The 24896-nt window shown below is 57.2% G+C and carries 20 protein-coding genes; 14 read left to right on the plus strand and 6 right to left on the minus strand.

The window, feature by feature from the left end:
- Positions 1-56 precede the first annotated feature (56 nt).
- The 3 genes from TSACC_RS08025 to TSACC_RS08035 are packed head-to-tail and all read right to left on the minus strand — an operon-like array spanning position 57 to position 4338.
- A complete protein-coding gene (locus TSACC_RS08025) occupies positions 57-2384 on the minus strand; it encodes a glycoside hydrolase family 2 TIM barrel-domain containing protein (RefSeq protein ID WP_075078827.1) in 2328 nt (775 codons plus the stop codon).
- Between the two features lie 7 nt (positions 2385-2391).
- A complete protein-coding gene (locus tag TSACC_RS08030; protein ID WP_075078828.1) occupies positions 2392-2583 on the minus strand; it encodes a hypothetical protein in 192 nt (63 codons plus the stop codon).
- 9 nt (positions 2584-2592) lie between these two features.
- On the minus strand, positions 2593-4338 hold the full coding sequence (locus TSACC_RS08035) for a sodium:solute symporter family protein (RefSeq protein WP_075078829.1): 1746 nt from the start codon (positions 4336-4338) through the stop codon (positions 2593-2595).
- A gap of 246 nt (positions 4339-4584) precedes the next feature.
- Between TSACC_RS08035 and TSACC_RS08040 the strand changes: the two genes are divergently transcribed.
- From TSACC_RS08040 to TSACC_RS08065, 6 genes are all read left to right on the plus strand, one after another.
- On the plus strand, positions 4585-5607 hold the full coding sequence (locus TSACC_RS08040; protein WP_075078830.1) for a UDP-glucose--hexose-1-phosphate uridylyltransferase: 1023 nt from the start codon (positions 4585-4587) through the stop codon (positions 5605-5607).
- A gap of 129 nt (positions 5608-5736) precedes the next feature.
- On the plus strand, positions 5737-7467 hold the full coding sequence (locus tag TSACC_RS08045; protein ID WP_237763922.1) for a right-handed parallel beta-helix repeat-containing protein: 1731 nt from the start codon (positions 5737-5739) through the stop codon (positions 7465-7467).
- A gap of 55 nt (positions 7468-7522) precedes the next feature.
- On the plus strand, positions 7523-8350 hold the full coding sequence (locus TSACC_RS08050; protein WP_075078832.1) for a type II secretion system protein: 828 nt from the start codon (positions 7523-7525) through the stop codon (positions 8348-8350).
- A gap of 89 nt (positions 8351-8439) precedes the next feature.
- Positions 8440-10119 (plus strand): right-handed parallel beta-helix repeat-containing protein, encoded by a 1680-nt coding sequence (locus TSACC_RS08055; protein WP_169809579.1) that lies wholly within the window; start codon positions 8440-8442, stop codon positions 10117-10119.
- A gap of 84 nt (positions 10120-10203) precedes the next feature.
- A complete protein-coding gene (locus TSACC_RS08060) occupies positions 10204-10941 on the plus strand; it encodes a hypothetical protein (protein WP_075078834.1) in 738 nt (245 codons plus the stop codon).
- A 17-nt stretch (positions 10942-10958) separates the two neighbouring features.
- Positions 10959-11555 carry a hypothetical protein gene (locus tag TSACC_RS08065; RefSeq protein ID WP_153811336.1) on the plus strand — a complete coding sequence of 199 codons (597 nt, stop codon included), beginning with the start codon at positions 10959-10961 and terminating at the stop codon, positions 11553-11555.
- A 215-nt stretch (positions 11556-11770) separates the two neighbouring features.
- Here TSACC_RS08065 and TSACC_RS08070 read toward each other — a convergent pair whose 3' ends face one another.
- Entirely contained in the window at positions 11771-13534 is a 1764-nt protein-coding gene (locus tag TSACC_RS08070) for a right-handed parallel beta-helix repeat-containing protein (protein WP_075078836.1), read from the minus strand.
- 186 nt (positions 13535-13720) lie between these two features.
- Here TSACC_RS08070 and TSACC_RS08075 point away from each other — a divergent pair, with 186 nt between their 5' ends.
- From TSACC_RS08075 to TSACC_RS08100, 5 genes are all read left to right on the plus strand, one after another.
- Positions 13721-14254 (plus strand): hypothetical protein, encoded by a 534-nt coding sequence (locus TSACC_RS08075; RefSeq protein WP_075078837.1) that lies wholly within the window; start codon positions 13721-13723, stop codon positions 14252-14254.
- Positions 14255-14673: 419 nt separating this feature from the next.
- Complete coding sequence (locus tag TSACC_RS08085) at positions 14674-15084, plus strand: response regulator transcription factor (protein WP_237763923.1); 411 nt, start codon at positions 14674-14676, stop codon at positions 15082-15084.
- Between the two features lie 13 nt (positions 15085-15097).
- Complete coding sequence (locus TSACC_RS08090; protein ID WP_202815929.1) at positions 15098-16495, plus strand: sigma-54-dependent transcriptional regulator; 1398 nt, start codon at positions 15098-15100, stop codon at positions 16493-16495.
- Positions 16492-18276 carry an ATP-binding protein gene (locus tag TSACC_RS08095; RefSeq protein WP_075078839.1) on the plus strand — a complete coding sequence of 595 codons (1785 nt, stop codon included), beginning with the start codon at positions 16492-16494 and terminating at the stop codon, positions 18274-18276. Before TSACC_RS08090 ends, TSACC_RS08095 begins: the two co-directional genes overlap by 4 nt.
- Complete coding sequence (locus TSACC_RS08100) at positions 18276-18902, plus strand: response regulator transcription factor (protein WP_075078840.1); 627 nt, start codon at positions 18276-18278, stop codon at positions 18900-18902. Before TSACC_RS08095 ends, TSACC_RS08100 begins: the two co-directional genes overlap by 1 nt.
- A gap of 25 nt (positions 18903-18927) precedes the next feature.
- Here the strand turns inward: TSACC_RS08100 and TSACC_RS08105 are convergent, their stop codons facing one another.
- Both TSACC_RS08105 and TSACC_RS08110 read right to left on the minus strand, forming a co-directional pair.
- On the minus strand, positions 18928-19908 hold the full coding sequence (locus TSACC_RS08105) for an alpha/beta hydrolase (RefSeq protein WP_075078841.1): 981 nt from the start codon (positions 19906-19908) through the stop codon (positions 18928-18930).
- Between the two features lie 28 nt (positions 19909-19936).
- Positions 19937-20677, minus strand: a complete 741-nt coding sequence (locus TSACC_RS08110; protein WP_075078842.1) for an SDR family oxidoreductase — start codon at positions 20675-20677, stop codon at positions 19937-19939.
- 185 nt (positions 20678-20862) lie between these two features.
- Between TSACC_RS08110 and TSACC_RS08115 the strand changes: the two genes are divergently transcribed.
- From TSACC_RS08115 to TSACC_RS08125, 3 genes are all read left to right on the plus strand, one after another.
- Positions 20863-21873: a zinc-binding alcohol dehydrogenase family protein gene (locus TSACC_RS08115; protein ID WP_075080633.1), complete on the plus strand. Its 1011-nt coding sequence runs from the start codon at positions 20863-20865 to the stop codon at positions 21871-21873.
- Between the two features lie 128 nt (positions 21874-22001).
- Positions 22002-23018: an NADPH-dependent aldehyde reductase Ahr gene (gene ahr, locus TSACC_RS08120; protein WP_075078843.1), complete on the plus strand. Its 1017-nt coding sequence runs from the start codon at positions 22002-22004 to the stop codon at positions 23016-23018.
- Between the two features lie 133 nt (positions 23019-23151).
- Positions 23152-24891 carry a SulP family inorganic anion transporter gene (locus tag TSACC_RS08125; protein WP_202815930.1) on the plus strand — a complete coding sequence of 580 codons (1740 nt, stop codon included), beginning with the start codon at positions 23152-23154 and terminating at the stop codon, positions 24889-24891.
- Positions 24892-24896: the final 5 nt, after the last annotated feature.

Below are 24896 nucleotides of genomic sequence, written 5' to 3' on the forward strand. Positions count from 1 at the left end.
AGGATGGATCTTGTGGCGCGACGCATCATCAGAAGCGAGCACATATCATTCGGCCCTTAAGCGAGCCGTTTGCTGGCAGACAAGTATCCCAGTCGCGCCGTAACGCGGATTTCCCCGAGGGGACCCGAAGTGCGAAGAAGGATCGAGGCGATCCCGGCATCGGTCGGGGCGGGATTGGGACCGATCAGTTCTGCCCGTCCATCGACCTCAAACCCGATAACCTTGCCGGAGATGGGAACCGTAGTGCCGTTCGCATCGACGATCCGGGCATGGACGATGAGGACATCAAGTCCATTTTCCGCAAGGGGGATATTGGCGAAATCAGCCCAGACTTCCAGGGAGTGGGGTTCCTCCGGGGTGGTGACATCATGCCGGGCAACTTCCGTGCCCTTGATGTAGCCGATAGCGGTGAGAGACCCGGAGCGATAGGCCACTCCTGTAAAGGTGAATGGAGGATGGGGGATATGGTTGGCGTTTCCGCCATCGTAAGGATTTCCTCCGGAGCGATCGTAATCGTCACCTACCGTCGCGAGATTGGTTTCCTTTCGCTCACTGTAGACGGTGTCCGGTCCTGCGTCTGGAGAGCGGCGACTGATTGCCAGACCGTTTACGAGGAGCTCGACTTCATCGCAGTTGGAAAAGACTATGACCTTCGTTTCTCCTGTGCGGGGCGTCCAATCGCTGGCGATGAACACCATGGGTCCGCTGGACCAGCGGCGGTCGATGATTTCCGGGTTACGCTGGCTCTGGTAAAGGTAATACACATACTTCGGCAGACGGAAGATATCCATCGCGCCGCAGGTGCAGGCGTCGTCATGGTATCCCCTGTTGTAATCAAACATCACCCATGTCGCGCAACCGCAGTAGTCGGACTTGGGATCGAGATATCCGGCATTGATGTGGTTAAGCGTCCACTGGTAGTTCCATGCCTGCTGGAGGAGCGCGGCCTCGCCTTCCCCGCGACGATGGCGGGACGTGCTTTCATTTCCTCCAAAGGAAAAATCGCCATACTCTCGGATCAGCCCCGTGACGTCCCAATCCCAGCCTGGCTTCTCGGGATACGCATCGCCAAAGGTGAAGCATTGGTCGCCAGGATACTCCAGGTGCGTGATCTCGTGGGCGGTGCGGCACCAGTCGGAATGCCCCAGACCGCTTTCGCCCACCCCTGTTTCATTGAGATTTGGCTCCCAGAAAATGATGCTGGGGTGATTGCGGTCGCGGCGAATGAGTTCACGGACGTCTTGGAAAGAGCGGCTGATGAAGGAATTATTTGGCCAGAACTGCTGCCATCCCGGGATCGCGGCCTGCACGAGGAGGCCGAGTTCATCGCAGGCATCCAGGAAGGACGGGTCCTGCGGATAGTGGCTGAGACGCACGAAGTTGAATCCAGCATCCTTGATGAGTTGGGCGTCGCGGCGCTGTGCATTAGGTGGCGCGGCGTTGCCGATGAAAGGATACTCCTGATGCCTGTTCGTCCCGCGGATCGGCAAGAGTTCCCCATTGAGGTAAAACTGGCGATCCATCGCGATATGCCGGATTCCGAAGCGCGTCTCGTGGACATCGATGAGTGCGCCATCCGCATAGACCTCGGTGATGAGGGTGTACAGCCGAGGTGTATCGGGATGCCAGGGCTTCGGGGAGACGATGACGACCTCTTGTTGGAAATGGTGTCCCTCCCCCCCTGCGATGATGAGCGGGAAGCTCTTGTCGGTCTGGACCATGACACCCTCCGGATCGAAGATGTTGGAGACGATGTGACAGCGACGGGCCGGGTCAGTGGCTTCATTGACCACATGCGTCTGGATACTGATGTGAGCGGCCTCGGGCTTCAGTTCCTTTGTGCGAACGAATACGCCTCCGCCAGCCTGGAGGTTTGCGCGGATAGGGTCGCTGACATGCAGCGGAGCTGTGATTATGAGTCTGGCTTCGCGATAGAGACCTCCGAAGTAGGAAAAATCAAGGTGCTCAAGAGGTTTGCCGGGGGGGCATTCGCTCGTGTCGCGATTATCGAGACGGACGACCACCAGAGCCTCCTTGCCATGGGATAAAAGATCAGTGAGATCGACGCTGAAAGGCAAATACCCGCCGAGGTGGCGCTGGCAATGCGTACCGTTGACCCAGATATCAGCGATTTGCATGCCAGCGCCAAACTCGAGCACCACCTGCTTCCCCACCCATTCGGGGCTGGGAGTGATTATGCGGCGGTACCAGCAGATGCCCTGGAAAGGATAACGAACAACCTCGGCCTCGACCTGCGGAGTATGAGGCAGTTCGATCGATTCCCAGCTTTCGACGGAATACGATGGCTGCTCGCAGCGAGCGTTTTCGGAAACCTGACGGGAGAATTTCCAGCCGTCACAGACTTTGATAATGGAGCGCGACATGGGCTGACTATTTTTTCCGTTTGGCCGAGAAGAACATGATGCAGCCGAAGATGAGCAGGAAGATGCCCCACCAGAGGTTGACGTTGATCCCGAGCGAACGCTGGTAGATCTCGGAGCTGGTGAAAAGTCCGGTGCCGATGAGGATGAGGCCGAAGAGGCCGAACATCAGGCCGACGGGAAGGCGAAGGTCGAAGTTCATGACGGGTGATCAGGCAAAGATGATGTTAAGGACGAGGACGAGAGCCAGCACGATGATACCGACAAAAGCAGGGCGAGTGTACCAGACTTCGCCTTCTGATTTGGGCTTGGGCGTGAGAGAGTAGACGAGGCCGGCAAGCTCCTCGTTGGTTTTCGTGCGAGCCGTCACCAGAGAGATGCCGATAGTGAGGACAAAGCAGACCGTCCACGCCACAATGGCAACCCAGAAGTTCTGCCCCATTTCGCTTTGAAAGTGAAAGACCGGCGTGATCCAGCCTCCCTTGATGCCGGGCACGGCATTGTGAGAGAGTGACAGACCGTGAAAGACTACCGCGGAAAGCGTGCCGGCCACCAACCCCCAGAAGGCGCCGTGTCCCGTAGCCCGGCGCCAGAACATACCGAGCAGGAAGGTCGCGAAAAGCGGCGCGTTCACGAATCCAAACACCAGTTGGAGCATGTCCATGATGTTATTGAAGTGCGACGCCATGAAAGCAGTGCCGATGCTCAGGATGATGCCCACTATCGTCGCCACACGGCCCATCCAGAGGTAGTGTTTGTCTGATTTTCCGGGAGCGAAATAGCTTTGGTAAATGTCGTAGGTCCAGACGGTGTTGAACGCCGTCACATTCCCCGCCATTCCGGCCATGAAGGAAGCCATGAGCGCGGTGAAACCCAGGCCGAGAAGGCCGGTCGGGAAGTATTGCGCCAATAGCGCCGGGATCACCATGTTGTAATCTGGAGTGCCGTCATGAGAAACCGGAAGGAACTTGCCCCCGGATTGGTAGTGCATGGCGATGGCGATCATGCCAGGGAGGATGACCAGAAGCGGGAAGAGCATCTTCGGTACGGCGGCGATGAGAGGAGTCCGTCGAGCTGCCGACATGGACTCGGCAGCCATGGCTCGCTGGACGACCAGGAAGTCCGTACACCAGTAGCCAAAGGAAAGGACGAAGCCAAGGCCCATGGCCATTGCGATCCAATTGACGCCCATGGGATTTTCTGCCGCGGAACCCATGTAGTGCCAGGAATGCGTCCATGTCCCGGCGGCGAAGCCTTCATTGGTCGCCACGGGAATAAGCTTTTCCTTCAGCGCACTCCAGCCGCCGATGGCCTTTAGGGCCAGATAGACGAGCGGGGTAAACCCGAGCACGATCATAAAGAACTGGAGGACCTCGTTATAAATTGCCGAGGTCAGCCCGCCGAGAAGGATGTATACCAGCACGATCGCGGCGGAGATCCCGATACAGGTCCAGTAGTTCCAGCCGACTAGGACCTCCAGCAGCTTGGCCAGCGCATGGAGGGAAATGCCGGAGGAGAAGATGGTCATTAGCGCGAATGAGAACGCATTGAATCCACGCGTCTTTTCGTCAAATCGCAGCTTGAGATACTCCGGCACCGAACGCGCCTTTGACCCATAGTAGAAGGGCATCATGAAGATGGCCAGGAAGACCATCGCCGGGATTGCGCCGAGCCAATAGAAATGGCTGGTCATGATGCCATACTTTGCGCCGGAAGCAGCCATTCCGATGATTTCCTGAGCTCCAAGATTGGCGGAAAGGAAAGCCAGTCCGGTGACCCACGCCGGGATCGCGCGGCCCGACTGAAAAAACTCGCTGCTGCCCTTCATGTAGCGCTTGAGGGCGAGACCGATGCCGATGACGAATACGAAGTACAATCCGAGGATCAGGTAATCAACCGGCGTGAGATTGATATTGATCGAGGATGCGACGGAGGAGGTGGTCGGGGATGCGGTCATTGAGGGCGGTAACGAAGTCTAGGGCGCAAGGGGAGTGGGCGGGAGAAAAGTCGGTATCGGGAAGTTTTTATATCGATATTGCTGCATGAAAAATAAGCAAGAATATTTGGCGTGATCGAGGGGGAGACGGTGCGGAAAAGGTCTCGGAGCAGGTTTTTCTTGGGATTTAACATATCGACATAAAATCTCGGATCAGCTAGGTCAGCATTTCCTGAGCGCCTTTTTTTGGTTCGCAGCAATCTGGATATGAAAGCACTCTCTTCCGCTCCTCATCGACGTCTCAACGCCCTCACGGGTGAGTGGGTCCTCGTCTCTCCACATCGTACGCAACGCCCTTGGTTGGGCCAGAAGGAGGCAGGTTCAAACGAGAAGCCTCCGACCCATGACGAGAAATGCTACCTGTGTCCGGGGAATGCGCGGATGGGAGGGGAACGGAATCCCGACTACGTCGGCCCCTTTGTTTTCAACAACGATTTTTCCGCCCTTCTGCCACAGCAGACCGGGAGTTCGGCATCACCGGGAGAGGGCTTGTTCCGATATGAAGAGGTGGCGGGGGAATGCCGCGTGATATGCTTCTCTCCCAGGCATGATCTGACTCTGCCCGATCTGTCGCTGCAGGAGATCCGGCAGGTGATTGATACGTGGGCCGGGCAGACCGAAGAACTCGGCAGAAAGTACCGCTGGGTTCAGATCTTTGAAAACAAAGGTGCGATCATGGGATGTTCCAATCCCCATCCGCATGGCCAGGTGTGGGCTTCGTCGTTTATACCGAACGAACCTGCCAAGGAGGACGTCCAGCAGCGCCGATATTATGAACGGGAGGGACGTACGCTTTTATCCGACTATGCCGAACGCGAGATGGTCGACCGGGAACGGATCGTGGTTGAGAATGCGGACTGGCTGGCCGTTGTTCCGTACTGGGCTGTCTGGCCCTTTGAAACGTTGTTGCTCCCCAAAGTTCCCGTGCGGCGTCTTCCCGACCTTGATGAGGCCAGAAGGCTTTCGCTGGCTAAGATTCTGAAGGCGATGTTGTCGGGATACGACCAACTATTTGAAACGTCCTTTCCGTACTCCATGGGATGGCACGGTGCGCCCTACGGTGATGAGCCGGGTGAGCATTGGCACGTGCATGCCCATTTCTATCCGCCCCTGCTACGCTCCGCCTCAGTGAAGAAATTCATGGTCGGCTATGAGTTGCTGGCAGAGGCTCAGCGCGATCTTGCGGCCGAGACGGCTGCCGCTCGATTACGCGAGGCCTGCGGGAGCTGACGGGCAAGCGGGGGGAGCGTGGATGTGTCTTTGTGTATCGAATTTGACATAAAAGAATATCGATATATAAATTTTGCCATGCTTCCATGGCGCCTCAAGTTTTGTCGCTTTGTTTCGGTTCTTTGCACTGTGGCTGGTATCCTCGGGAATATCCGGGCAGAGGCTGATATTCAGACACTGATCAGCAATGCCATCAGGCAAAAGGCCCCCGAGGTTGTAATCCCTCCCGGGGTTTACAAGGTGCAACCTGCCTCTGGTGGCCGTGTTCATTTGCAGGTTAAGGATGCGAGTAACCTGACGATCAAGGCCGAAGGAGTGACTCTCCTCTGCGGAAAGCGCACGATGGCCATGGAGTTCGTGTCCTGTAAAAACGTCCGGTTGCAAGGGCTGACGATCGACTATGAACCGCTGTGTTTCACGCAGGGGGAGGTGGTTCGTATTGCGGATGACCGTAGCTGGATCGACGTGCAGTTGGACGCTGGATACCCACGTGAACCTTTCTCTCGCATCGATCTGATTGACCGCGTCACCCGTTTTCGGAAGAGGGGAATGCCATTTCTCTGGGGCGCCAAAGCCGAGATGGTCGGGGAATCAACGGTACGTGTGTTCCGAGACGGGATCGGCAAGGCGGCCGCTCTGGGCGATCTCGCCTCGCTCAGCACGGGACCAGATCCGGGCGGGGCTCCGCATGGTCTGACGATCACGGCCAGTTCGGACATGACCTTTGAGGATGTGACAGTGCACTCGGCCCCAGGATTTGGGATATTCGAGAGCGCTGGACAGGGTGGCTCGACCTTTCGACGGTGCAGTGTGACGCCGGGTCCGCCCCCCACCGGTGCCACCTCGGAACGGCTGCTCAGCAGTTCATGGGATGCAATGATGACCGCTGCGGTGCGGAAAGGTCCCATTGTGGAAGATTGTCGGATCGAGAAGGCGGGTGACGACTCGTGGAGCGTTCAATCGACGGACTATCTCGTCCTGGCTGTCGATGGGACGAGGGCTATCATCGCCTCGCGTCAACCGTATGACGTGTTTCCCCAGGTCGGGGAGAGGCTTGTTACGGGATTAACTTCGCCGGAAGCGGTGGTCGCGAGTCTCCGCCCCGTAAACCTTGACCAGGTTTCCCTGGGGGCTGGCACCCGTGACAAGATCAAGGCGGCGAAGCCTTGGGAGGTTTGGGGAGTGAGTGCGAAGGTCTTTGAAGTCACGGCGAAGGATTCGTTCCCGTTTCCCGTCGGCCAGAATCTTTATAATCCGGATCGGCAGTGTAACGGCTTCGTTTTTCGCAATAATCACCTGCATAACTCTGGGCGTATTCTCATTAAAGCTTCAGACGGAGTTATCGAAGGTAATGACATCAAGGATGGACACGCCGGCGTGACCATTGCGCCGGAATACCCCGGGGCGATTGGCGGCGTGCGCAATGTGGTCATCCGTAATAACCGCTTCGTCGGCACGGGATATTTTTGCCCAGCTCCTTGGAGTGGGCAGGCAGGATGTATTTCCCTGTCAGGCCAGGGCAGTATCGATGCACCCACTTTCCGGGACATTGTAATTGAGAAAAATTACTTCGAGGACTTTAACGGGCCGGGCATTGTAATAGTTTCCGCCGCCGGAGTTCGCATTGCCGACAACCTCTTCCGGAACGTAATGTCGGAAACGCCAAATCCCACAGGTCAGGACCTGGGAATCGATGGTGGAGCCTTGATCTGGGTGTCACGGAGTTCGGACTTAACCATCACTGGAAATCGTGTCGTTCGCCCCGGTGCCTTCTTCAGGCAGAAGGTCGTGTGGAATGAGGCGGAAAGCGACTCCGTGGCAACACTGGAAAGCGGAATCGTGATTGAGCGGGGCGACTAACCCCGGAGCTTCCCGGTGTCTTCCGGCCTGCGACTTCGCTCACCACATTGCGTGGATGATCATCAAAGATCAGCGAAAAGCCGGCCGAGACGCATGGAAGTCATATCATTGCTCGCCAGGAAAGTTGGATGAAAAATATATCGATATTAATTTTAAGATCTGCTTGGATGCGAGAGAAGATCAACCGATGAAGATGAGAATTCCTCCCCGGAATGCAGTGAATGGTGCGTTCACACTCATGGAGCTTCTGGTGGCTATCAGCATTGTGATTCTTCTCGTCGTGGTATTGAGTCCCTCTGCCATAAATGGGATGCGGGAGGCAGAGTCGGTCAAATGCATCGCCAATCTGCGCCAGCTTGGTTCCGCGATCACGACATATACTGCGGAGAAAGGGGTGTTTCCTCCGGGGGGATGGATCGGTGGTATTCCTTGGGTTACGGAGACATTCCCCTATACAGGGAATCGCTCGGATGTCTATTTTTGCCCGGCGGGAGGGAAGCGAGGCCCGAACGGAGAATGGGCGTGGAACACGTTTCCTGCTCCCGCGCAAAAGATCCTTTACTCCATGCATTATGCCTATAATGCCATGCTTAACGGCGATGGATCACCGGTGCCCTCCGGGCCGCGTAGTCCCCAAGGTGTGAGAAGTCTTTCCCATCTCCCCATGGTGATTGATGTCGTTTGGCAGAATAATTTCTATGCTTTCGATGGAGTCTTTCCAAGGGAACCGACTCCGAAGTCTGGCTCATCGTTTGCGACCAGACATATGAATTTGGGGCATGTCCTGTGGGGCGATGGCAGCGTCACAGCCTCCAGCACCCAAACCCTATACGACCTCCAGCGCCAGGTTGGGCTGATGGAATTCTTCCGTGGCGATTACTGATGGAGATACCCGTGGAGTTCCGACATGGGGGTGATCATTCTTGTGACCCCTCCGCTCCCGATATCCTCCGCTCACCGGGAACAAACATCATGCGAAATCTTGTCGTTCTAGTAACCTTTGTCTTGCTGATCGGTCTGCCATCAGCAGGTTCTGCCCGGGCAGCGGGAGAGTTGTTCGATCTGCAAAAGTTGATTGACGATGAGGTCGCCAAAGACAGCAAGGAGATCGTGATTCCTCCCGGAGTCTATCGGGTGAAGCCGCATGACCGTGTGCATCTGCGCCTGGAGGGACTTCGGGATACTGTGATCGTGGCCAAGGGGGTGACGATGATTTGCACCGAAACCACCCAAGCCATAAGCATTGGCAACTGCCGCAATCTCACGTTGCAGGGGTTGAGTATCGACTATGATCCGCTGCCCTTTACTCAAGGACGCATTACCGCATTGGGGCCTGAGAAGAGCTGGGCCGAGTTCGAACTCTTCAATGGCTATCCGGAGAATGTTGGAACCCATGTCGAAATATTCGACGGGCGTACTGAGCAACTTAAATCGCGGACTCATTATGGATGGCGCGAGGTGGAGAGAATCGCGGAGCGAACCTACAGGATCAAAAAGAGCGCGGCGTATGCCTATGATCCCGAGTCGGATCGAGAAGAGGTGGGGGACATCATGGTTGTCAGCAGCGACTATACTCCAGGCGGCTATCGGCCTCATGCCATCGTGAGTACAGGGTGTGAAAATCTCAGACTTGAGGATGTGACACTATATGCGAGCAACTGCTTCTCCTTCTTTGAAGTGGAGTGCGACAACTCCACATACCTCAGGTGCGCTCTCAAACCCCGACCGCTGGGCGACGATATCAAGCCACGTGGTTTGCGGCGCATACGTTCAGGCAATGCCGACGCCTTCCACAGCAAGTATGCGAGGCGCGGGCCCCAGCTTATTGACTGTGTCGCCAGGTTTCAGGGTGACGATTGTGTCAATATCTGTGGCGAGTATTTCATGACAGGGGAGTCTGCCGGAAACACGGTGCGGGTATTCCTTCATCGCCCCTTGAATATCGAGGTGGGTGCACTCATCGAGATCATATCCTATGATGGAACGCGTTTACCCGACGCCACTGTGGTGGCGATCCAGGAGGGCGGCAAGGTTACGGATGAGGAACGATCCTTTATCAAGGCTCAGCGCATGGATAAAGGGCAACAGGGAAAACTTGTCGCTCCAGGAGCTCGAGCCGCACTCCTGGTCCTTGATCGCAGCGTGACAATTCCCGTTGGTTCTGTGGTTGCTTCTCAAAAACGCGTTGGAAACGGATTCCTGGTGCAGGGATGCGATTTTGGCTTCAACCGTTCCCGGGGAATCTTGATCAAGGCAAGCAACGGGAGGATCGTTAATAATAGGATCACCTCAACCTGGGGACCCTCGATTCTGGTTTCTCCAGAATGGTGGTGGCTGGAGGCGGGGAGTTCCTGCAACCTGGAGATCCGCGGGAATACGATCAAGGATTCACTCAATACCGCCATCGAAATCACGGCGCATTCCGGAGCTGGAGAAATCGCTCCTGCCGGTCTTCATCGCAATATTGCCATTATGGATAACGTCTTCGAAGGCTGCCGCCTTCCTTGTGTCAAGGTGACCTCCACGGCGGGCCTTCGTATTGAAGGCAATACATGGCCTTCAGGTGCAGCGGATGGGGCGGCAGTCGTTTATCGGAATTGTTCGGGTGTGAACCCGTCTTTCCCCGCCCCAAAGAGCCAGTCGGCAGACTAGCAATCATTTTTGCGCAGAGCTTCCAGGAAATAAATTCAACTTGCAGAAAAACAATATCGATATAAAATGATTTGATAAATAGGTATGACGAAGCTCCTGTTTCCCCTCGTGGTGGCCGGGATTGCGCTTTTTGCGCAGCTGTCTCCGGCTCAAACTCTCATAGGTATTAATTTCGGTGCAGACCAGCAGGCGGGAGAGATCCAGCCGGGTGATTTTGCCGGGGTGGTGCCCCAGTCTCACTGGAACAACACCACTGGCGGCTCAGGCACGGTGTTGGACCTGCTGGACGATGCTGGAAACACCACGGCTGTCGGGGTGACCTGGTCTTCCAGCAATACCTGGCGAGCTTGGACGGGCGGTGCGGACAATGGAGACCAACGTTTGCTTCAGGGATACCTCGATGGCGGAAGCAATGGCGTTCCGGCGGCGGTTACGGTAAGCAACATCCCGTTTTCGGTTTATAACGTCTACGTCTATATTAATCGCGATGGCGACAACTCGACCTCGACCTACACGGTCAATGGCCAGAGTCAGACTGTGACCCCTGGCGCCTACGCCACGACGCTTTCGCTGGCGGGACCAGCTGCTCCGGGTGTGCCCAATGCTTCCACAGCAGGAACGTACATCCTTTTCACCAATGTCACTGGCAGCAGCCTGAGTCTGCTGACTTCCAATGCCGCTTCCTATCCTCAGTCTCTGGATTGGCGTTCGCCCGTCAATGGCATCCAGATCGTGGCGGTGCCGGAGCCTGCGGCTGGCGCTCTCGCGGGGTTCGCGATAGCCGCTGGTGCGATGCTGGTCATCCGTCGGAAGACCGCGTAACACTGGGTGCTTATTTTATGAAATCACACATCGCACTATGGCGTCTTTGGCTGATGGCTGGAGTGCTCCTTATCGTGACGGGAGCGCAGGCGGGCGAGCTGGTCGCCTCGTTTAAGGAAGACTTTCAGGACGAGACCCCAAAGAAGGGCTGGCAGTATCAATGGAATGCCGACACCGTCGACGATACCGCAACGTATGCCAACCTATCCTACCAGAGCGAAAAACACGCCTATGTTACGGATCCCTACGCCGGGGGAGAGGGGGCTCCGGCGGGACCCTATATCAAAAGGGACTTTGCTCATCCTGGTGCGGAAAGTTCCAGCGGCGGAAAAAACTGTATCTATACCTATACGCTACAGGCAGGACAGGGCGGGAAGATCAGCATTACGGACAGCACGATCATTCGCGTCGATCAGGCGAATCCTGGCGATATCGAAGTGCGTATCCGCGTGAATGACACGGTGGGCGATCCGGTTTCGATCGAGACGAAAGGCTCCTTTGATCGCGAACTGGGAACGCTCAAGGATGGTGATGTCATTTCTGTACTCGTTGGACCAGGAGCGAGCGCGAATTTCGATATGTATCGGGTTGATTTCTCCCTCATCAAGGAATGATGGAAAGATAAAGAGGGTTCTTCTCTCTTGGGTGAAATTTTTGGGATTCCGGCGATCTGTCTGCTGTGGGAGGCAAAGACAGTCGACCGGAATCTCGCTTTCCCGTTTGAGGGGTCGGAGGTCCCGGATTGCCCGGGATGCAGCGGACGGATTTCTCGATCCGGCATTTATCTGATCTGGGGAATTCAGCGATGCGAACGGAGGGGTGAGCGGAGCTAGGCCTCTGCCACAGGAACCAGGACTTTATGGGCGTCGGGAAGCGATCTCTTTCCACAAATCTCGACAGGATCTTCCCACTGGATGCGGTCGCAGTTGGAGGAGTCGAGCCATCCGTGGCCGTCATTCTTGCGGGGAGGATAGAGATGGGTGAGTTCCACGCTGTTCTTGCGGAAGGTCAATCCCGAGACGGAATAGATCGCGACGAGTGGATGAGTGCCAAACACTCGGAAGACATTCTCCTCGATCGTGATATTTCGGTTGTACCTGCTGGCGACCCTGGAAGCTTCTGCGATGCCAGACCGGACCTCGATGCAGGCGTCTCCCCAGACGCCATAGTTGCAATTATCGAACGTATTGTTCCGGATCACGACATCACGCACCCCGGCTTGTTCAAACCAATGATTGGCGTCTCCCTCAAAGAGCAGGGCGGCGCCTGGCGTATGAAAGGTGTTTCCCGTGATGCGCATCTTCCCGCGAGACCCCAGGAGGATGCCGCGGGCGCGGTTGTTTCGAATCACGCAATTCTCGATGATGACCTCCGCGGTATTGGCATCGGCATCCGCCACCACGGTACGTGGTAGAACGCTCGCCGGGAGCATCTCCGTTGTGGTGACGATGGAGTACTCCTTGTTGAGATATTCCACGCTCTCGACGACGCACTCGCCGAAGCCTTCAAGGGTGCGATGATCGGAGAACTCCAGCCGCGTGCCTGCTTCGATAAATGTGAGGCCGGCTTGCTGGGGATGAACCAGACGCACCTCGAGTTTGTTCGGACCGAGGATGCGGGTCACCTGACCATACAGGCCGTGGATGTTTGATGCATCGTCCATCTGGTTTTCGAAAATACAGTCGCGGATCTCGATGCGGCCGGTGCAGTTGGTGAAGTGGGTGGCATCAGCGGTCGCGCTGATCACGCGGGACTCGTTCGGCGGGGCAACGATGAGATGATCCAGGGAAATATTGGCCGACCGCTGCGCGATCACTCCCATGCCTCCGACATGATGGATGCGGACATTGCGCAGCCGGATATCGCTGCTCTTGGAAATGACAAATCCGGGATCATTGCGGTGGGCTGCGGCAAAGACCAGCGTGTCTCCAGGGCTGGCATTCACCCCCGGCACTTGTATTCTTACCTGACGCGGCCCGATGCTCTCAGCTGCGATACCCGACTGCACGCCGTATTTGTCATATACCATGTAGGCGGTCTCGCGGCGCTCCGGGTCATAGGCCAGCAAATGACCATAGGGGTAGAGTATTTCTCCGCTCTTTACCGTCGTCGGGACGGACGGATGCCGGATGTCGGCGACGAAGACGAGCACGCCGTTGCGAATGTCGAAGGGATAATCCTCTGGTATCGCCAGATCTACGCTATCCTCCCGCACGGCGAGGATACGGCCTTCCGAATGAAAGGGGCGGGTATAGTCGATACTAAGATTCTCGATGCGCAGGTCGCGACACTCCTCGACCAGAAAAGGCGTCATCGGCCCGTGGAAGATAAACTGGGCGCCGCGGCCATCGATGCGGAAATGGTGCTTGCCGCGGAGCAGGAAGGCGACGCGTTTCAATCCCTCATCATTGTTGCTGATGAAGGCATATTTCTCGAATGCCCGATCCGGCCAGAAGTGATACGTGCCACCCTCGAATGCAAGCGCGGACGCATTTGTGTCCCGGCAAGCCGTCAGCGCCGCCCGCAATGCGGGGATTGCGTCTTTTTCCGAGTTGGGTTCGATCCCGAATCGGGCTGCTTCGATAAGTGGCATAATAGCGAGTAAGGTATATTAATATATCGATATGGAAAGGGAAAATGTTTTAGCCTGCCAGGGCTGGGCATGCGAGTGGGAGGCAAGGTTTACAAAGTATATACAGGGAATTTGTGTTCGGTGGTGGCGGTGAAGAAGAAAAGCGCTTGATCTTGTGCGACCAGCAGAGGCAGACCAGAGGTGTTCATGAGCCGTTATTTCCGGATCTTCCATCGCCGTGTTCTCCCGTTTCTGTTTCCCTTGATCGCCTTGACCGCGCTGACCGGGATGATCTACCGCGTCGGACGAGCATGGTTCGGAATGGATCGAACGACAGGTGATCTCGTTCTGAACATTCACACGGGTGGGTGGATGGGCGACGGGGTATCGCCCTTTTATGTTTTGTTGGTCGGATTTTCTCTTCTCGCGGCGCTGCTCACGGGCGGGGCGTATCTTGTCAGAAAAGGCGGAGGAGGCTGGTTGCGGCGGAGCCACCGGCTGCTTGGCTTGGTCTTCCTGCTTCCCTTGCTCGTAACGGCAGGCACGGGGATTCTTTTTGAGGCGGGTGAGACGTGGCTTCACTTCCCCGAGAGCACTTCCAAACTCCTGATGACGCTGCATGAAGGTCGCTGGCTGGGCAAGGGTGGACGCGTCTATTATGTCCTCGTGACCGGCAGCGCGCTGCTGGGAGTGGGCGTGATCGGCCTGGCTCTCTGGAGATCGCGCAAGAAGGCAAACTAGGAGTATTTGGGGTCGAGCAATCGTACGGTCGGGATTTCGTACGGCGGTCGGCCGGTTTGTTGAAGTCATAAGTTGCTTTCCATCAATGGAGAGCGTGTGGCGTTCGGGGTTGGCATACGGCATGAGACAGGGCGAGCCTCGATACTCAAACAGCCATGATTCTCAAAACGCACCTTTCCTCGGACAAAACGAGAGAGATCCAGACTCTGGATGAACTGCGGGCCCAAGTCCGGATGGCTCTCCGTGAACAATATCACGTCGCAGACGATGGCTCTGCAGACGCTTCTATCATACAGAGCTATGAGGCTCGGTTTGAGGATACCTTGAACCGGCTTTGTCCGGCGGATCGGGCGGCGGCCTAGGACCGCATCATACCTTGGTATAATAGACCGGTTCGGAAATCGCTGCCATTATCTCTCATGAACGATCTGATGAAAACCGACTTCTCCATAGCTGTGGTGGATGACGACGAGTCTGTCCGGGAAAGCCTGGAAAGCTTGCTCAAGTCCCTGGGCTTTCATGTTTCCACCTTCGAGAGTGCGGAAGCATTCCTGGTCGCAGGAGAGTTGCGGGCGGCGGGATGTGTCATTCTGGACGTCCGGCTTGGCAGTATGAGCGGGCTGGATTTGCATCGGACCATGTTGACGATGGATGGCACGCCCCCGGTCGTGTTTATCACGGCGCATGGTAATGAGGTATTGAGGCAAAAGGTCATGGCCGATGGTGCCATTGACTGTCTCTTCAAGCCCTTCAGCGAGGAAAAGCTTATCGCGGCGGTGGAAAAGGCCGCAGCCGCCTGGGAAGTCAGTCGCGAGATCGCTCCGCGATAATTCTGTGAACTTTATGAGCGTACCGATCCCTCCCATTTGTGTTGTCGATGACGATGCCGGCATACGTGAGGCGGTGGAGGGCCTTTTACGTGCCGAGGGATTTGAGGTGGAATTGTTTGCCTCGGCCCAGCGTTTTGCGGCCCGCGCCCGGCAGGCGCCGCTGTCCTGCGTCGTCCTTGACGTGGAACTCCCCGGCCTGAGTGGCTTGGATTTGCAGCGTGAACTCGCCAGCGCCGGACTCGATGTGCCGATTATTTTCCTAACCGGTCATGGGAGTATCCCCATGTCGGTACAGGCGATGAAGGCGGGAGCCATTGAGTTTTTGACCAAGCCGTTCGATGCCGACGATCTGCTGGGAGCGATCCAGCAGGCAGTGTCCGGCACGCACTCGGTGGAGCTGGAGACGAAAAATGGGACCACAGATGTGATCGGTGAGAGCCGGGTGATTCGCCAGACCCTCTCCCGCATTCAAATGGTGGCGCCCACGGATTCCACAGTCTTGATCCTCGGTGAAACCGGGACGGGCAAGGAGGTGCTGGCCAAGGAGATTCACAGATGCAGCCGGCGAGCAGAGAAGCCTCTCATCCGGGTGAATTGCGCATCGATCCCCAAGGATCTCTATGAGAGTGAGTTCTTTGGCCACGTGAAAGGTGCGTTCACTGGTGCTTTCAAGGATCGGGTTGGCCGGTTTGAGGCGGCGGATGGCGGGACGCTCTTTCTCGACGAAATCGGTGAGATTCCGCTCGATCTCCAGAGCAAACTCCTGCGGGCCTTGCAGGAGCGGCAGTTTGAGCGGGTTGGGGATGATCGGACGAAACGTGCCGACGTGCGGATCATCGCGGCGACCAACCGAGACCTCGGCGCAGAGGTCGCAGCAGGGCGTTTTCGCGAGGATCTATACTATCGCCTGAATGTCTTTCCCCTTGAGATTGCCCCCTTGCGAGATCGCATGGAGGATATTCCGTTGCTCGCCCGCCACTTTATGGAGCTGGCGGCAAAGGAGATGAACTGCCCTCGGGCGCGGTTGACCCCGGCGGGGCTCGCCATGCTCCAGAACTATCACTGGCCGGGGAACATCCGGGAACTGCGAAATGTTATCGAGCGGGCTGTCATCATGGCTCAGGGCGGTGCGGCGGAGTTTGATCTGCCGATCACGATTACCGAGCCTCTCCCGGTGAAATCCTCCGGCGAGGAGCCTTCTGGTACCGAGCGGGATTTTCTCACCGAGCCAGAGATGTTGAAAAGGGAGCGAGACAATCTCCTCGTGGTTCTGGAAAAGACCGGCTGGAAGATCAAGGGTGCTGATGGAGCGGCGGAACTGCTCGGCATCAAGCCGACCACGCTGCTCTCCCGCATCAAGAAAATGGGCTTGCGCCGCAGTGAGCCGGCTGCGAGGAGGGTGCCCGCGTGACAGCCTATTCGACCACCAGCGATGATACATCGCTCTCCCGCGAACAAGCGGATTTTTCGAAGTTCAAGCTGGAGCGCTCATGGCGGCACCGGTGTCCTGTGGCTCTGCGATACCTTATTGCGCTCGTGCTTGCTGGCCTTGCCTGGGTGACAACCTTTGGTCTGCGTCACCTGATTGATGCCCCGTCATTCCAGACGCCGTTTTTTGTCTGTGCCATTGTGCTGAGCAGTTGGATCGGCGGCGCAGGTCCAGGCATTGTGGCGACCATTTTTTCGATATTTGCGATCGAGTTCTCGTTCACAGAACCGCGCTACACGCTGACTTTTACGTTTTCCGAGGTGCCGAAATTCACTGTTTTTTTCCTGGCTGGAGCATTTATCAGTCTGCTGGCTCGTCGTCAGCGAAGGGACGAGGAGGCTCTGCTGGTGGCTCGGGAGAGCCTGGAGGAAAAGGTGCGCGATCGTACGACGGATCTGGAGAGAGCGAATAGAAAGCTGACAGAAGAGGTGGCCGAGAGAACCCGCGCGGAACGATCTCTGCAGCGACTTAATCGAGCCTGGCGGGTGAGGGGACTGTTCAACCGCTCGATCGCTCGCAGCGCTGATGAGCCGGAACTCGTCGCCAGAGTGTGTCAGACACTGGTAAAAAGCAGTGGATACCGACTCGCCTGGGTCGCCGAGGTGGACCAAAATCGTGTCGTCGCGGCGGCTCATGCTGCCGACGATCGCTTTGAGCGTGTGGCCGAGGCTTGGGCTGCTGATGGTCCTGGATACCCCATGGCGACCCGTGTGATCGAGTCCGGTCTGGCATTTTCCTGGGCGCAGCGAGACCGGAAGCGGGAGGAGCCGGGGGACCCTTGGTCGGAATCCAATGAGGTGAAGGCCGTGCTCGCGTTGCCGTTGATTTCCGACGACGCCATCCTCGGTGCGCTCTTGCTATACTCGGGCGATGGGGATGCCTTTGACAAACAGGAGACAGATTTGCTGCAGCAGGCCGCCAATGACGTGGCGCAGGGCATTCTGCTCTTCCGTGCTCGAGCGGCACGCGCCTCCGCGGAGACTGCCCTCAAGAAGACACGCGCTGAACTGGAGCGCGTTTCGCGAGTCACCACGATGGGGGAATTGACTGCTTCCATCGCGCACGAGATCAATCAGCCCCTGGCGGCTCTGGTTACCAATGCCAATGCGTGTCTCCGTTGGCTGGACCGCAACCCGCCCGAGATGGATGAGGCACGCGAGGCTGCGCGCAGGATCATCCGAGACGGCAAGCGTGGCAGCGACGTGCTGGCCCGCATCAGGGCCATGCTGAAGAAGCAGGATCCGATCCGCGAAGATCTTGCGATCAATGAGGTAATCGACGAGATCCTGGCGCTGGCCCGCACGGGGCTGGACGGAGTGCGGCTGGTTAAGGACTACTCCGCCCGATTGCCTCTCGTTCATGGCGACAGGGTGCAGCTTCAGCAAGTCATCCTGAATCTTGTTCTTAATAGCCTCGATGCGATGAAAGTCACACCTGACCGCGCCCCGGCTTTGAGCATCAGCACGGGCGTCACGGTGGGCGGAGATATCGAGGTGGCCATCTGCGACAACGGCATCGGCCTCACGGAGGAGCAGGTGGAAAAGATATTTACGACATTTTTTACCACCAAGACCGAGGGGCTGGGGATGGGGCTGTCGATTTGCCGTTCAATCATCGAGCAGCATGGGGGCCGACTTTGGGCGGTGCCCAATGGTGACACGGGCGTGACTTTCCGGTTTACTCTGCCGGTCGCACTCCTTTGATGGCCGACTCTCGGAAAAACTCCCAGGTTTTCGTCGTTGATGACGATCTAGCGATATGTGACGCCCTTTCGAGCCTTATTCGCTCGGCGGGATGGGCAGTCAAAACATTCGGTTCGGCGAGGGAGTTTCTCCGCCAGGAGGTTCCTGATGGTCCTGCCTGTCTGATCTTGGATTTGCGGTTGCCGGATGCCAGCGGTCTCGCTCTACAAGAAGACCTTCTCGCGCGGTCCTATCACATTCCGATCATTTTCATCAGCGGGCATGGCGATGTTCCCACGAGCGTCCGGGCCATGAAAGCGGGAGCCATGGAGTTTCTGGTAAAGCCTTTCGGAGATGAGGAACTGCTTGGCGCGATTCGTCAGGCACTCGCCCGGGCGGAGGAAATCCTTGGACGTCGCGCCGAGGAGGCTGGTTTGCGGGAACGCTATGAGACTCTGACGAATCGTGAACGGGAGGTGATGGGACTCGTTATCAGGGGACTCCTGAACAAGCAGGTGGCCGCCGAACTCGGAACCAGTGAGATCACTGTCAAGGTCCAGCGGGGCAAGGTCATGCAAAAGATGAGGGCGGAATCCCTGGTTGATCTGGTTCACATGGCTGAAAAGCTCGGTGTGAATCGATCCTAGGGGATCCCGCCCTCGGTTTCTCCTGCTAAATCTTGGAGAGGCGCAGCTTGAGTTCATCAGCCGCCTGCCGCATGGCCGACTGCACGGCTGGAACGGTGGAAAGTGCGTTCAGCAGTCCATAGTCGTGGATGAGATTGCTGTACCGGATCGCTGTCACTTCCACTCCAGCTTCGTCGAGTCTGGCTGCATAGGCTTCTCCTTCGTCGCGCAAGACATCCCGTCCTGCGGTCTGCACAAGGGCTGGAGGCAGGCCACGAAGCTGCTCCAGAGAAGCCTGGAGAGGGGAGGCAAGGATTTCCCTGCGTTGGGCCGGGTCGGGAGCGTAAGCATCCCAGAACCATTTCATCATGGCTTTTGAGAGGAAGTATCCGTCGGCATATTCGTTATAGGAACCTGTTTCGAAGTTTGCATCGGTGACCGGCCAGAGCAGAACCTGGGAGAGAATATTTGGTCCGCCTTTTGCCTTGGCCAGCAATGCGACCACGGCGCTCATGTTGCCGCCTACGCTGTTGCCGACGACCGCCAGCCGGGAGCCATCGACCTGAATTTCATCGCCATGCTGGGAAACCCATTTCGTCGCGGCATAGGCTTCATTGATTGCCGTGGGATATTGCGCCTCGGGAGATGGGGTGTAGTTCACGAATACAGCGGTAAAGCCGGAGTAGTGCACGATATCGCGCACGAGGCGTTCGTGAGTCGGGAAATCGCCAAGAATCCAGCCGCCTCCATGGAAAAACATGAAAACGGGTGTCTTTCCTTGCACGGTCTTGGGACGCACGATCGTTAGTTTCACCTCGTGGCCGTCTTGAGAGATCGTTCGCTTCGAGATGTCTGCAGGAGGAAGGGTGACCGGCACGGAGGCTTGAGCTCCCACCAGTACTTGTCGTGCTTCGGTCGGCGGGAGGGTTTCGATGGGCTGGCCGCCGGAAGAGTTGAGGGCTTTCAGGAATTCACGGACCTGATGGTCCACTTGTGGATTCTTTGCGGGGTCGATTTTTGTGCTCATGGTTTTTGATTTGTGGAGTTGGAGGGACCTAGATCATTCCGCCGTTGGCGCGGATGACTTGGCCGTTGATCCAGCCACCTTGCGGACTCATCAGAAAGGACACCGTGTTGGCGATATCGTCGGGCGAGGCTATCCGGCCGAGAGGATTGAGCTGGGCGAGGTGCTCGATTTGCTCGGGAGTTTTTCCATCCAGAAATAGCTCGGTGGCCGTCGGTCCGGGAGCGATCGAGTTCACTGTGATATCGCGTCCGCGCAGCTCCTTTGACAGGATGCGGGTGAGGGCATCGACTGCGGCTTTTGAAGCAGAGTAGAGGCCGTAGGTCGGCAGCGACAGTCCCACGACGCTGCTGGAGAAGTTCACGATACGGCCCCCATCGCGCAGGCGCTTTGCTGCTTCGCGGAGGATCAGGAAAACTCCACGGACGTTGATATTGAAGATACGTTCGTAGGTCGCCTCATCGCCATCGGCAATGGTTTGATTGATCATCACCCCGGCGTTGTTGACGACGCCGTCAATACGGCCAAAGGCCTTTTCGGCTTCGTCAAAAATGTGGGAGACATCGGTAGCCGAGGAGACATCGCCCTGAACTGAGATGGCAACTCCTCCAGAGGAAGTGATGCCCTCGACGACTTTCTGGGCCGCTTGGGCGTTTCCGGCATAATTCACAGCCACGGCATAGCCATCGGCTGCCAGACGGGTGGCCAGGGCAGCGCCGATTCCGCGCGAGGCTCCTGTGACAAGTACGGATTTTTGAGAGTTCGCAGTCATAGTTGAAAAGAGAGCTTCAGATTGTGTGCCAGGAGGGGTGGAATTTGTAAGCTTTTGCTGGCTAGCAGGTTGGTGAAAATGGCATGGCGTTGGAGGTCGTTCGATATTTCGGACGTGCGATCCTTCGCCCCGTTATCATTCAGGATTCTTTGCGAAGGTCCGACATCCAGCGCATCATCTCCCATATGAAAGCGATCGTTACGACGCGGCCTCTGGCCGTGGAAGAAGTGGACTCTTTGATCGAAATCGAGCGGCCAAAGCCTCGGGCGAGCGGGCGTGACTTGCTGGTTCGTGTCCAGGCGGTAGCGATCAATCCCGTGGATACCAAGGTACGGGCCAGCGTCGCCAATACGGACGGCGTGATCCTTGGCTGGGATGCTGCTGGCATCGTCGAGGAGGTGGGACCCGAGGTGAAGGGATTCTATCGGGGAGACGAGGTGTATTACGCTGGCGACATCACCCGTCCCGGCTCGAATGCGGAATACCAGCTCGTAGACGAGCGTATTGTTGCGCGAAAGCCGAAAACTCTCTGCTTTGCAGATGCGGCTGCGTACCCACTGGTCACCATCACAGCGTGGGAGGCGCTTTATGAACGACTGGGCATCGACAGACATGGCTCGGACGCGGGAAAATCCCTGTTGATCATCGGAGGAGCGGGAGGAGTTGGTTCCATGGCGATTCAACTGGCCAGGCTGGCAGGCCTGACCGTGATCGCGACAGCCTCCCGCCCGGCCTCGCGCGAGTGGGTGCTTTCTCTCGGTGCGAATCATGTGGTGAACCATGGTGAATCCCTGGCTGGCCAGTTGGCGAAAATCGGATTTCCTGAAGTCGATTTCATTGCAAATTTCAACAATACCGACTCCTATTGGGGCGTGATGGCCGAGGTGATCAAACCGCTCGGAAAGATCGTTGGCATCGTTGAGACCTCCAGCCCCGTGGATTTGGGGCTGCTCAAGACGAAGAGCGCCACCTTCTCCTGGGAGTTCATGTTTACCCGATCGAAGCTGCAGACTCCTGACATGGACGTCCAGGGAAAGCTTCTCGCAGAGACCGCCGGGCTGATCGACGTTGGCAGGATCAAGCCCATCATCGGTGAGCGCCTTGAGAGGATTTCTGCAATAACCCTCCGGAAGGCGCACCAGCGTGCCGAGTCTGGCACGCTCGTCGGGAAGCTCGTGATCGGAGGGTGGCAGTGATGATCACTCACTGGCTCCTGGATATTTGGCGGAATTTCCCTATCCGGCATTTCCACCCATCCGCATCCTGCGAAAGGTCGCAGACGTTAACTTAGCTGACTCGCAACACAAAAACCCCCACAAAAACCATGCCAGAATTTCACGCCTACGCCGCTACCAGTCCCAAGGGAATCCTTGAGCCCTATTCCTTCGATCCCGGTGATATCGGTCCCGAGGAGGTTGAGATCAAGGTGACGCATTGCGGCATCTGCCACTCGGACCTCTCGATGCTCAACAACGACTGGGGTATGTCGAGCTACCCCTTTGTCCCTGGCCATGAGGTGGTCGGTACGGTCGTCGCTCTCGGCGAACATGCCAAAGGTCTCAAGATCGGCCAGCGGGTCGGGGTGGGGTGGTCGGCCTCCAGCTGCCTGTCCTGCCCGCAATGTATCTCTGGTGATCACAACCTTTGCGCAACCACGCAGGGCACCATCGTCGGCCGCCATGGCGGATTCGCGGATCGTCTCCGCGTGCAATGGATATGGGCGCGGCCTTTGCCGGAAGGCCTGGATTCCAAGAACGCAGGTCCGCTCCTGTGTGGCGGAGTGACGGTTTTCACACCGCTGCTCGGCTACGATGTCTCCCCCAGCGCCCGGGTGGGCGTGATCGGTATCGGCGGGTTGGGACACATGGCTTTGCAATTTGCCAACAAATGGGGATGTGAAGTGCATGCCTTCACCACCAGCGACAGCAAGGAAGCCGAGGCGAGACAGCTCGGTGCGCATCACGTTCACAACACCCGCAGTCCGGATGCCCTGAAGAAGCTCGCCGGCTCGCTCGATCTGATTATTTCGACCATCAACGTCCCGCAGAATGTTCCGGCGTTGCTGGATACTCTGGCACCGCATGGCCGTTTGCATGTCGTCGGTGCGGTGCTAGAGCCATTGCAGATTCCCGCATTTTCGCTGATCATGGCGCAGCGTTCTGTCACGGGTTCGCCCACGGGCAGCCCGAGTGCGCTCGATACCATGTTAAGCTTCTCCGCGAGGCATAACGTCGCACCAGTGATCGAGACTTTCCCGATGTCCAAGGTCAATGACGCCCTTGATCATCTGCGCTCCGGCAAGGCTCGTTATCGTATCGTTTTGGAGAACGATATTTCCTGATATTTAACGGGCTTGTCCCTTGATGTGCTGTTTCTCCTTTTAAACTTTTCTTGATCCGATTGGCGCGGTTTCCTATCGTGCCAACGGTCAGTGAGAACAGCGAGACAGGTTGAATTGGAAAGGTTGAGCGATCGTGAAGCGATTGATTGACCGCCTCGCATTCCGCCCCCGGCTGTTCGAGCTTTTTCGCAAAAAGGGCGAGCCTGTTGTGTGGTCGCGCGAGATCCTCGCCGGTGCCACGGTCGGGTTGATTGCGTTGCCACTCGCGCTGGCTCTTGGTATCGCGAGCATTCCCTCGGGAGTAGCGACGCCCAGTCCCGCTCCGGCCCTGGGCATTCTCACTGCCATCGTGGCGGGCCTTATTATTTCGACATTGGGAGGCAGCCGTGTGCAGATCGGCGGACCGACCGCGGCGTTTGTGCCGATCATCCTGCTCATCGTCATGGAGCACGGATATGGAGGGCTGGTTCTTGCCACCATGATGGCGGGGGTCATCCTGATCCTGCTTGGCGTGGCGCGCATGGGGGCGTTGATCAAGTTCATCCCATGGCCCGTGACGAGCGGGTTTACCACCGGTATCGCCGTGGCGATCATGATCACCCAACTGCCGGACTTTTTCGGCTTCACTGCTGAGAAAGGGATGCCGCGGGAGTTCCTGGAAAAAATCCCATGGGTCTGGGAGCACCTGGGAGGCGCCAACCCGTACTCTTTCGGTCTCGCCGCAGCATGCGTTGGGATCATCTTTCTCTGGCCTCGCTTGAAGATCCGCCTTATTCCGGGCTCTATCGTTGCGATGTTGGCTGCCACCGTATTCGTGGCGATTGCAGGGTGGGGTGAAGCTCATGGGGTTGCGACCATCGGCAGCAAATTTGGCCCGGATGCGATTCCCTCCGGGCTGCCGTTCCCGCATTTTCCCAACATCGATCTGGCGACGATCGGAAAGCTCATTGGTCCCGCCACGGCCATTGCCCTGCTCGGTGCCATCGAATCCCTCCTGTCGGCCGTCGTGGCAGATGGGCTTTCCGGTGACCGTCATGACAGTAATACCGAGCTGATCGCTCAGGGCATTGCCAACCTGGTCTGCCCGTTCTTCGGTGGCTTGCCTGCCACCGGAGCTATCGCCCGCACCTCGGCCAACATCAACAATGGTGGCCGCACGCCCGTCGCGGGCATCGTTCATGCGGTGACACTGCTGGGTATCGTGCTCCTCGCCTCGCGCTGGGCGGTCTATATCCCGATGGCCTCAATGTCCGCGGTGCTCATCGTGGTCGCCTTCAAGATGGGCGAGTGGCATGAACTGGCCCGTTTTCGCCGTATGCCGATAAGCGATGCCCTCGTACTTTTTACCACTTTCGGACTCACGGTTGTCTTTGATCTGGTCGTAGCGGTCGAGGTGGGCATGGTGCTCGCAGCCATGTTGTTCATCAAGCGTGTCTCCGAGACCACGGAGGTCAGTCGGGTGACAGCCGACGATATGCTGGAGCGCCCTGAACACATCGCGCAGGGAAAGCACATCCCTGATGGCGTACTGGTGTACCGCATTTTTGGCCCCTTCCTTTTCGGCGCTGCGGAAAAGATGGAGGACGCCATCGCCAGCATCGGCCAGTGGCCCAAGGTCCTAATCCTGCGCCTCCACCTCGTCACGGCGATGGACGCCACGGGACTCAATGCCCTCGAAAGCATCGTCGAGCGCATGAAAACCCGGGGCGGCACGGTCATTCTGAGCGGTATCCATCGGCAGCCGCTGGAGATGTTGCGCAAAGCCGGTTTCATTCAGTCCATCGGACGTCGAAATTTCTGTGCAACTTTCGATGATTCCCTCCGCAGAGCCGAGGAGCTGTGCTCTTCGGAATCAATCAGTCAGCAGGGTTGACTGAA

The organism is Terrimicrobium sacchariphilum (genome assembly GCF_001613545.1).
GTDB classification, from domain to species: Bacteria; Verrucomicrobiota; Verrucomicrobiia; order Chthoniobacterales; family Terrimicrobiaceae; genus Terrimicrobium; species Terrimicrobium sacchariphilum.

Bases quoted from the DNA above. Each gene is read 5' to 3' on its own strand.
- TSACC_RS08025 (WP_075078827.1), bottom strand. From the start codon at position 2,384: ATGTCGCGCTCCATTATCAAAGTCTGTGACGGCTGGAAATTCTCCCGT.
- TSACC_RS08030 (WP_075078828.1), bottom strand. From the start codon at position 2,583: ATGAACTTCGACCTTCGCCTTCCCGTCGGCCTGATGTTCGGCCTCTTC.
- TSACC_RS08035 (WP_075078829.1), bottom strand. From the start codon at position 4,338: ATGACCGCATCCCCGACCACCTCCTCCGTCGCATCCTCGATCAATATC.
- TSACC_RS08040 (WP_075078830.1), top strand. From the start codon at position 4,585: ATGAAAGCACTCTCTTCCGCTCCTCATCGACGTCTCAACGCCCTCACG.
- TSACC_RS08050 (WP_075078832.1), top strand. From the start codon at position 7,523: ATGATCATCAAAGATCAGCGAAAAGCCGGCCGAGACGCATGGAAGTCA.
- TSACC_RS08055 (WP_169809579.1), top strand. From the start codon at position 8,440: ATGCGAAATCTTGTCGTTCTAGTAACCTTTGTCTTGCTGATCGGTCTG.
- TSACC_RS08060 (WP_075078834.1), top strand. From the start codon at position 10,204: ATGACGAAGCTCCTGTTTCCCCTCGTGGTGGCCGGGATTGCGCTTTTT.
- TSACC_RS08065 (WP_153811336.1), top strand. From the start codon at position 10,959: ATGAAATCACACATCGCACTATGGCGTCTTTGGCTGATGGCTGGAGTG.
- TSACC_RS08070 (WP_075078836.1), bottom strand. From the start codon at position 13,534: ATGCCACTTATCGAAGCAGCCCGATTCGGGATCGAACCCAACTCGGAA.
- TSACC_RS08075 (WP_075078837.1), top strand. From the start codon at position 13,721: ATGAGCCGTTATTTCCGGATCTTCCATCGCCGTGTTCTCCCGTTTCTG.
- TSACC_RS08085 (WP_237763923.1), top strand. From the start codon at position 14,674: ATGAACGATCTGATGAAAACCGACTTCTCCATAGCTGTGGTGGATGAC.
- TSACC_RS08090 (WP_202815929.1), top strand. From the start codon at position 15,098: ATGAGCGTACCGATCCCTCCCATTTGTGTTGTCGATGACGATGCCGGC.
- TSACC_RS08100 (WP_075078840.1), top strand. From the start codon at position 18,276: ATGGCCGACTCTCGGAAAAACTCCCAGGTTTTCGTCGTTGATGACGAT.
- TSACC_RS08105 (WP_075078841.1), bottom strand. From the start codon at position 19,908: ATGAGCACAAAAATCGACCCCGCAAAGAATCCACAAGTGGACCATCAG.
- TSACC_RS08110 (WP_075078842.1), bottom strand. From the start codon at position 20,677: ATGACTGCGAACTCTCAAAAATCCGTACTTGTCACAGGAGCCTCGCGC.
- TSACC_RS08115 (WP_075080633.1), top strand. From the start codon at position 20,863: ATGAAAGCGATCGTTACGACGCGGCCTCTGGCCGTGGAAGAAGTGGAC.
- ahr (WP_075078843.1), top strand. From the start codon at position 22,002: ATGCCAGAATTTCACGCCTACGCCGCTACCAGTCCCAAGGGAATCCTT.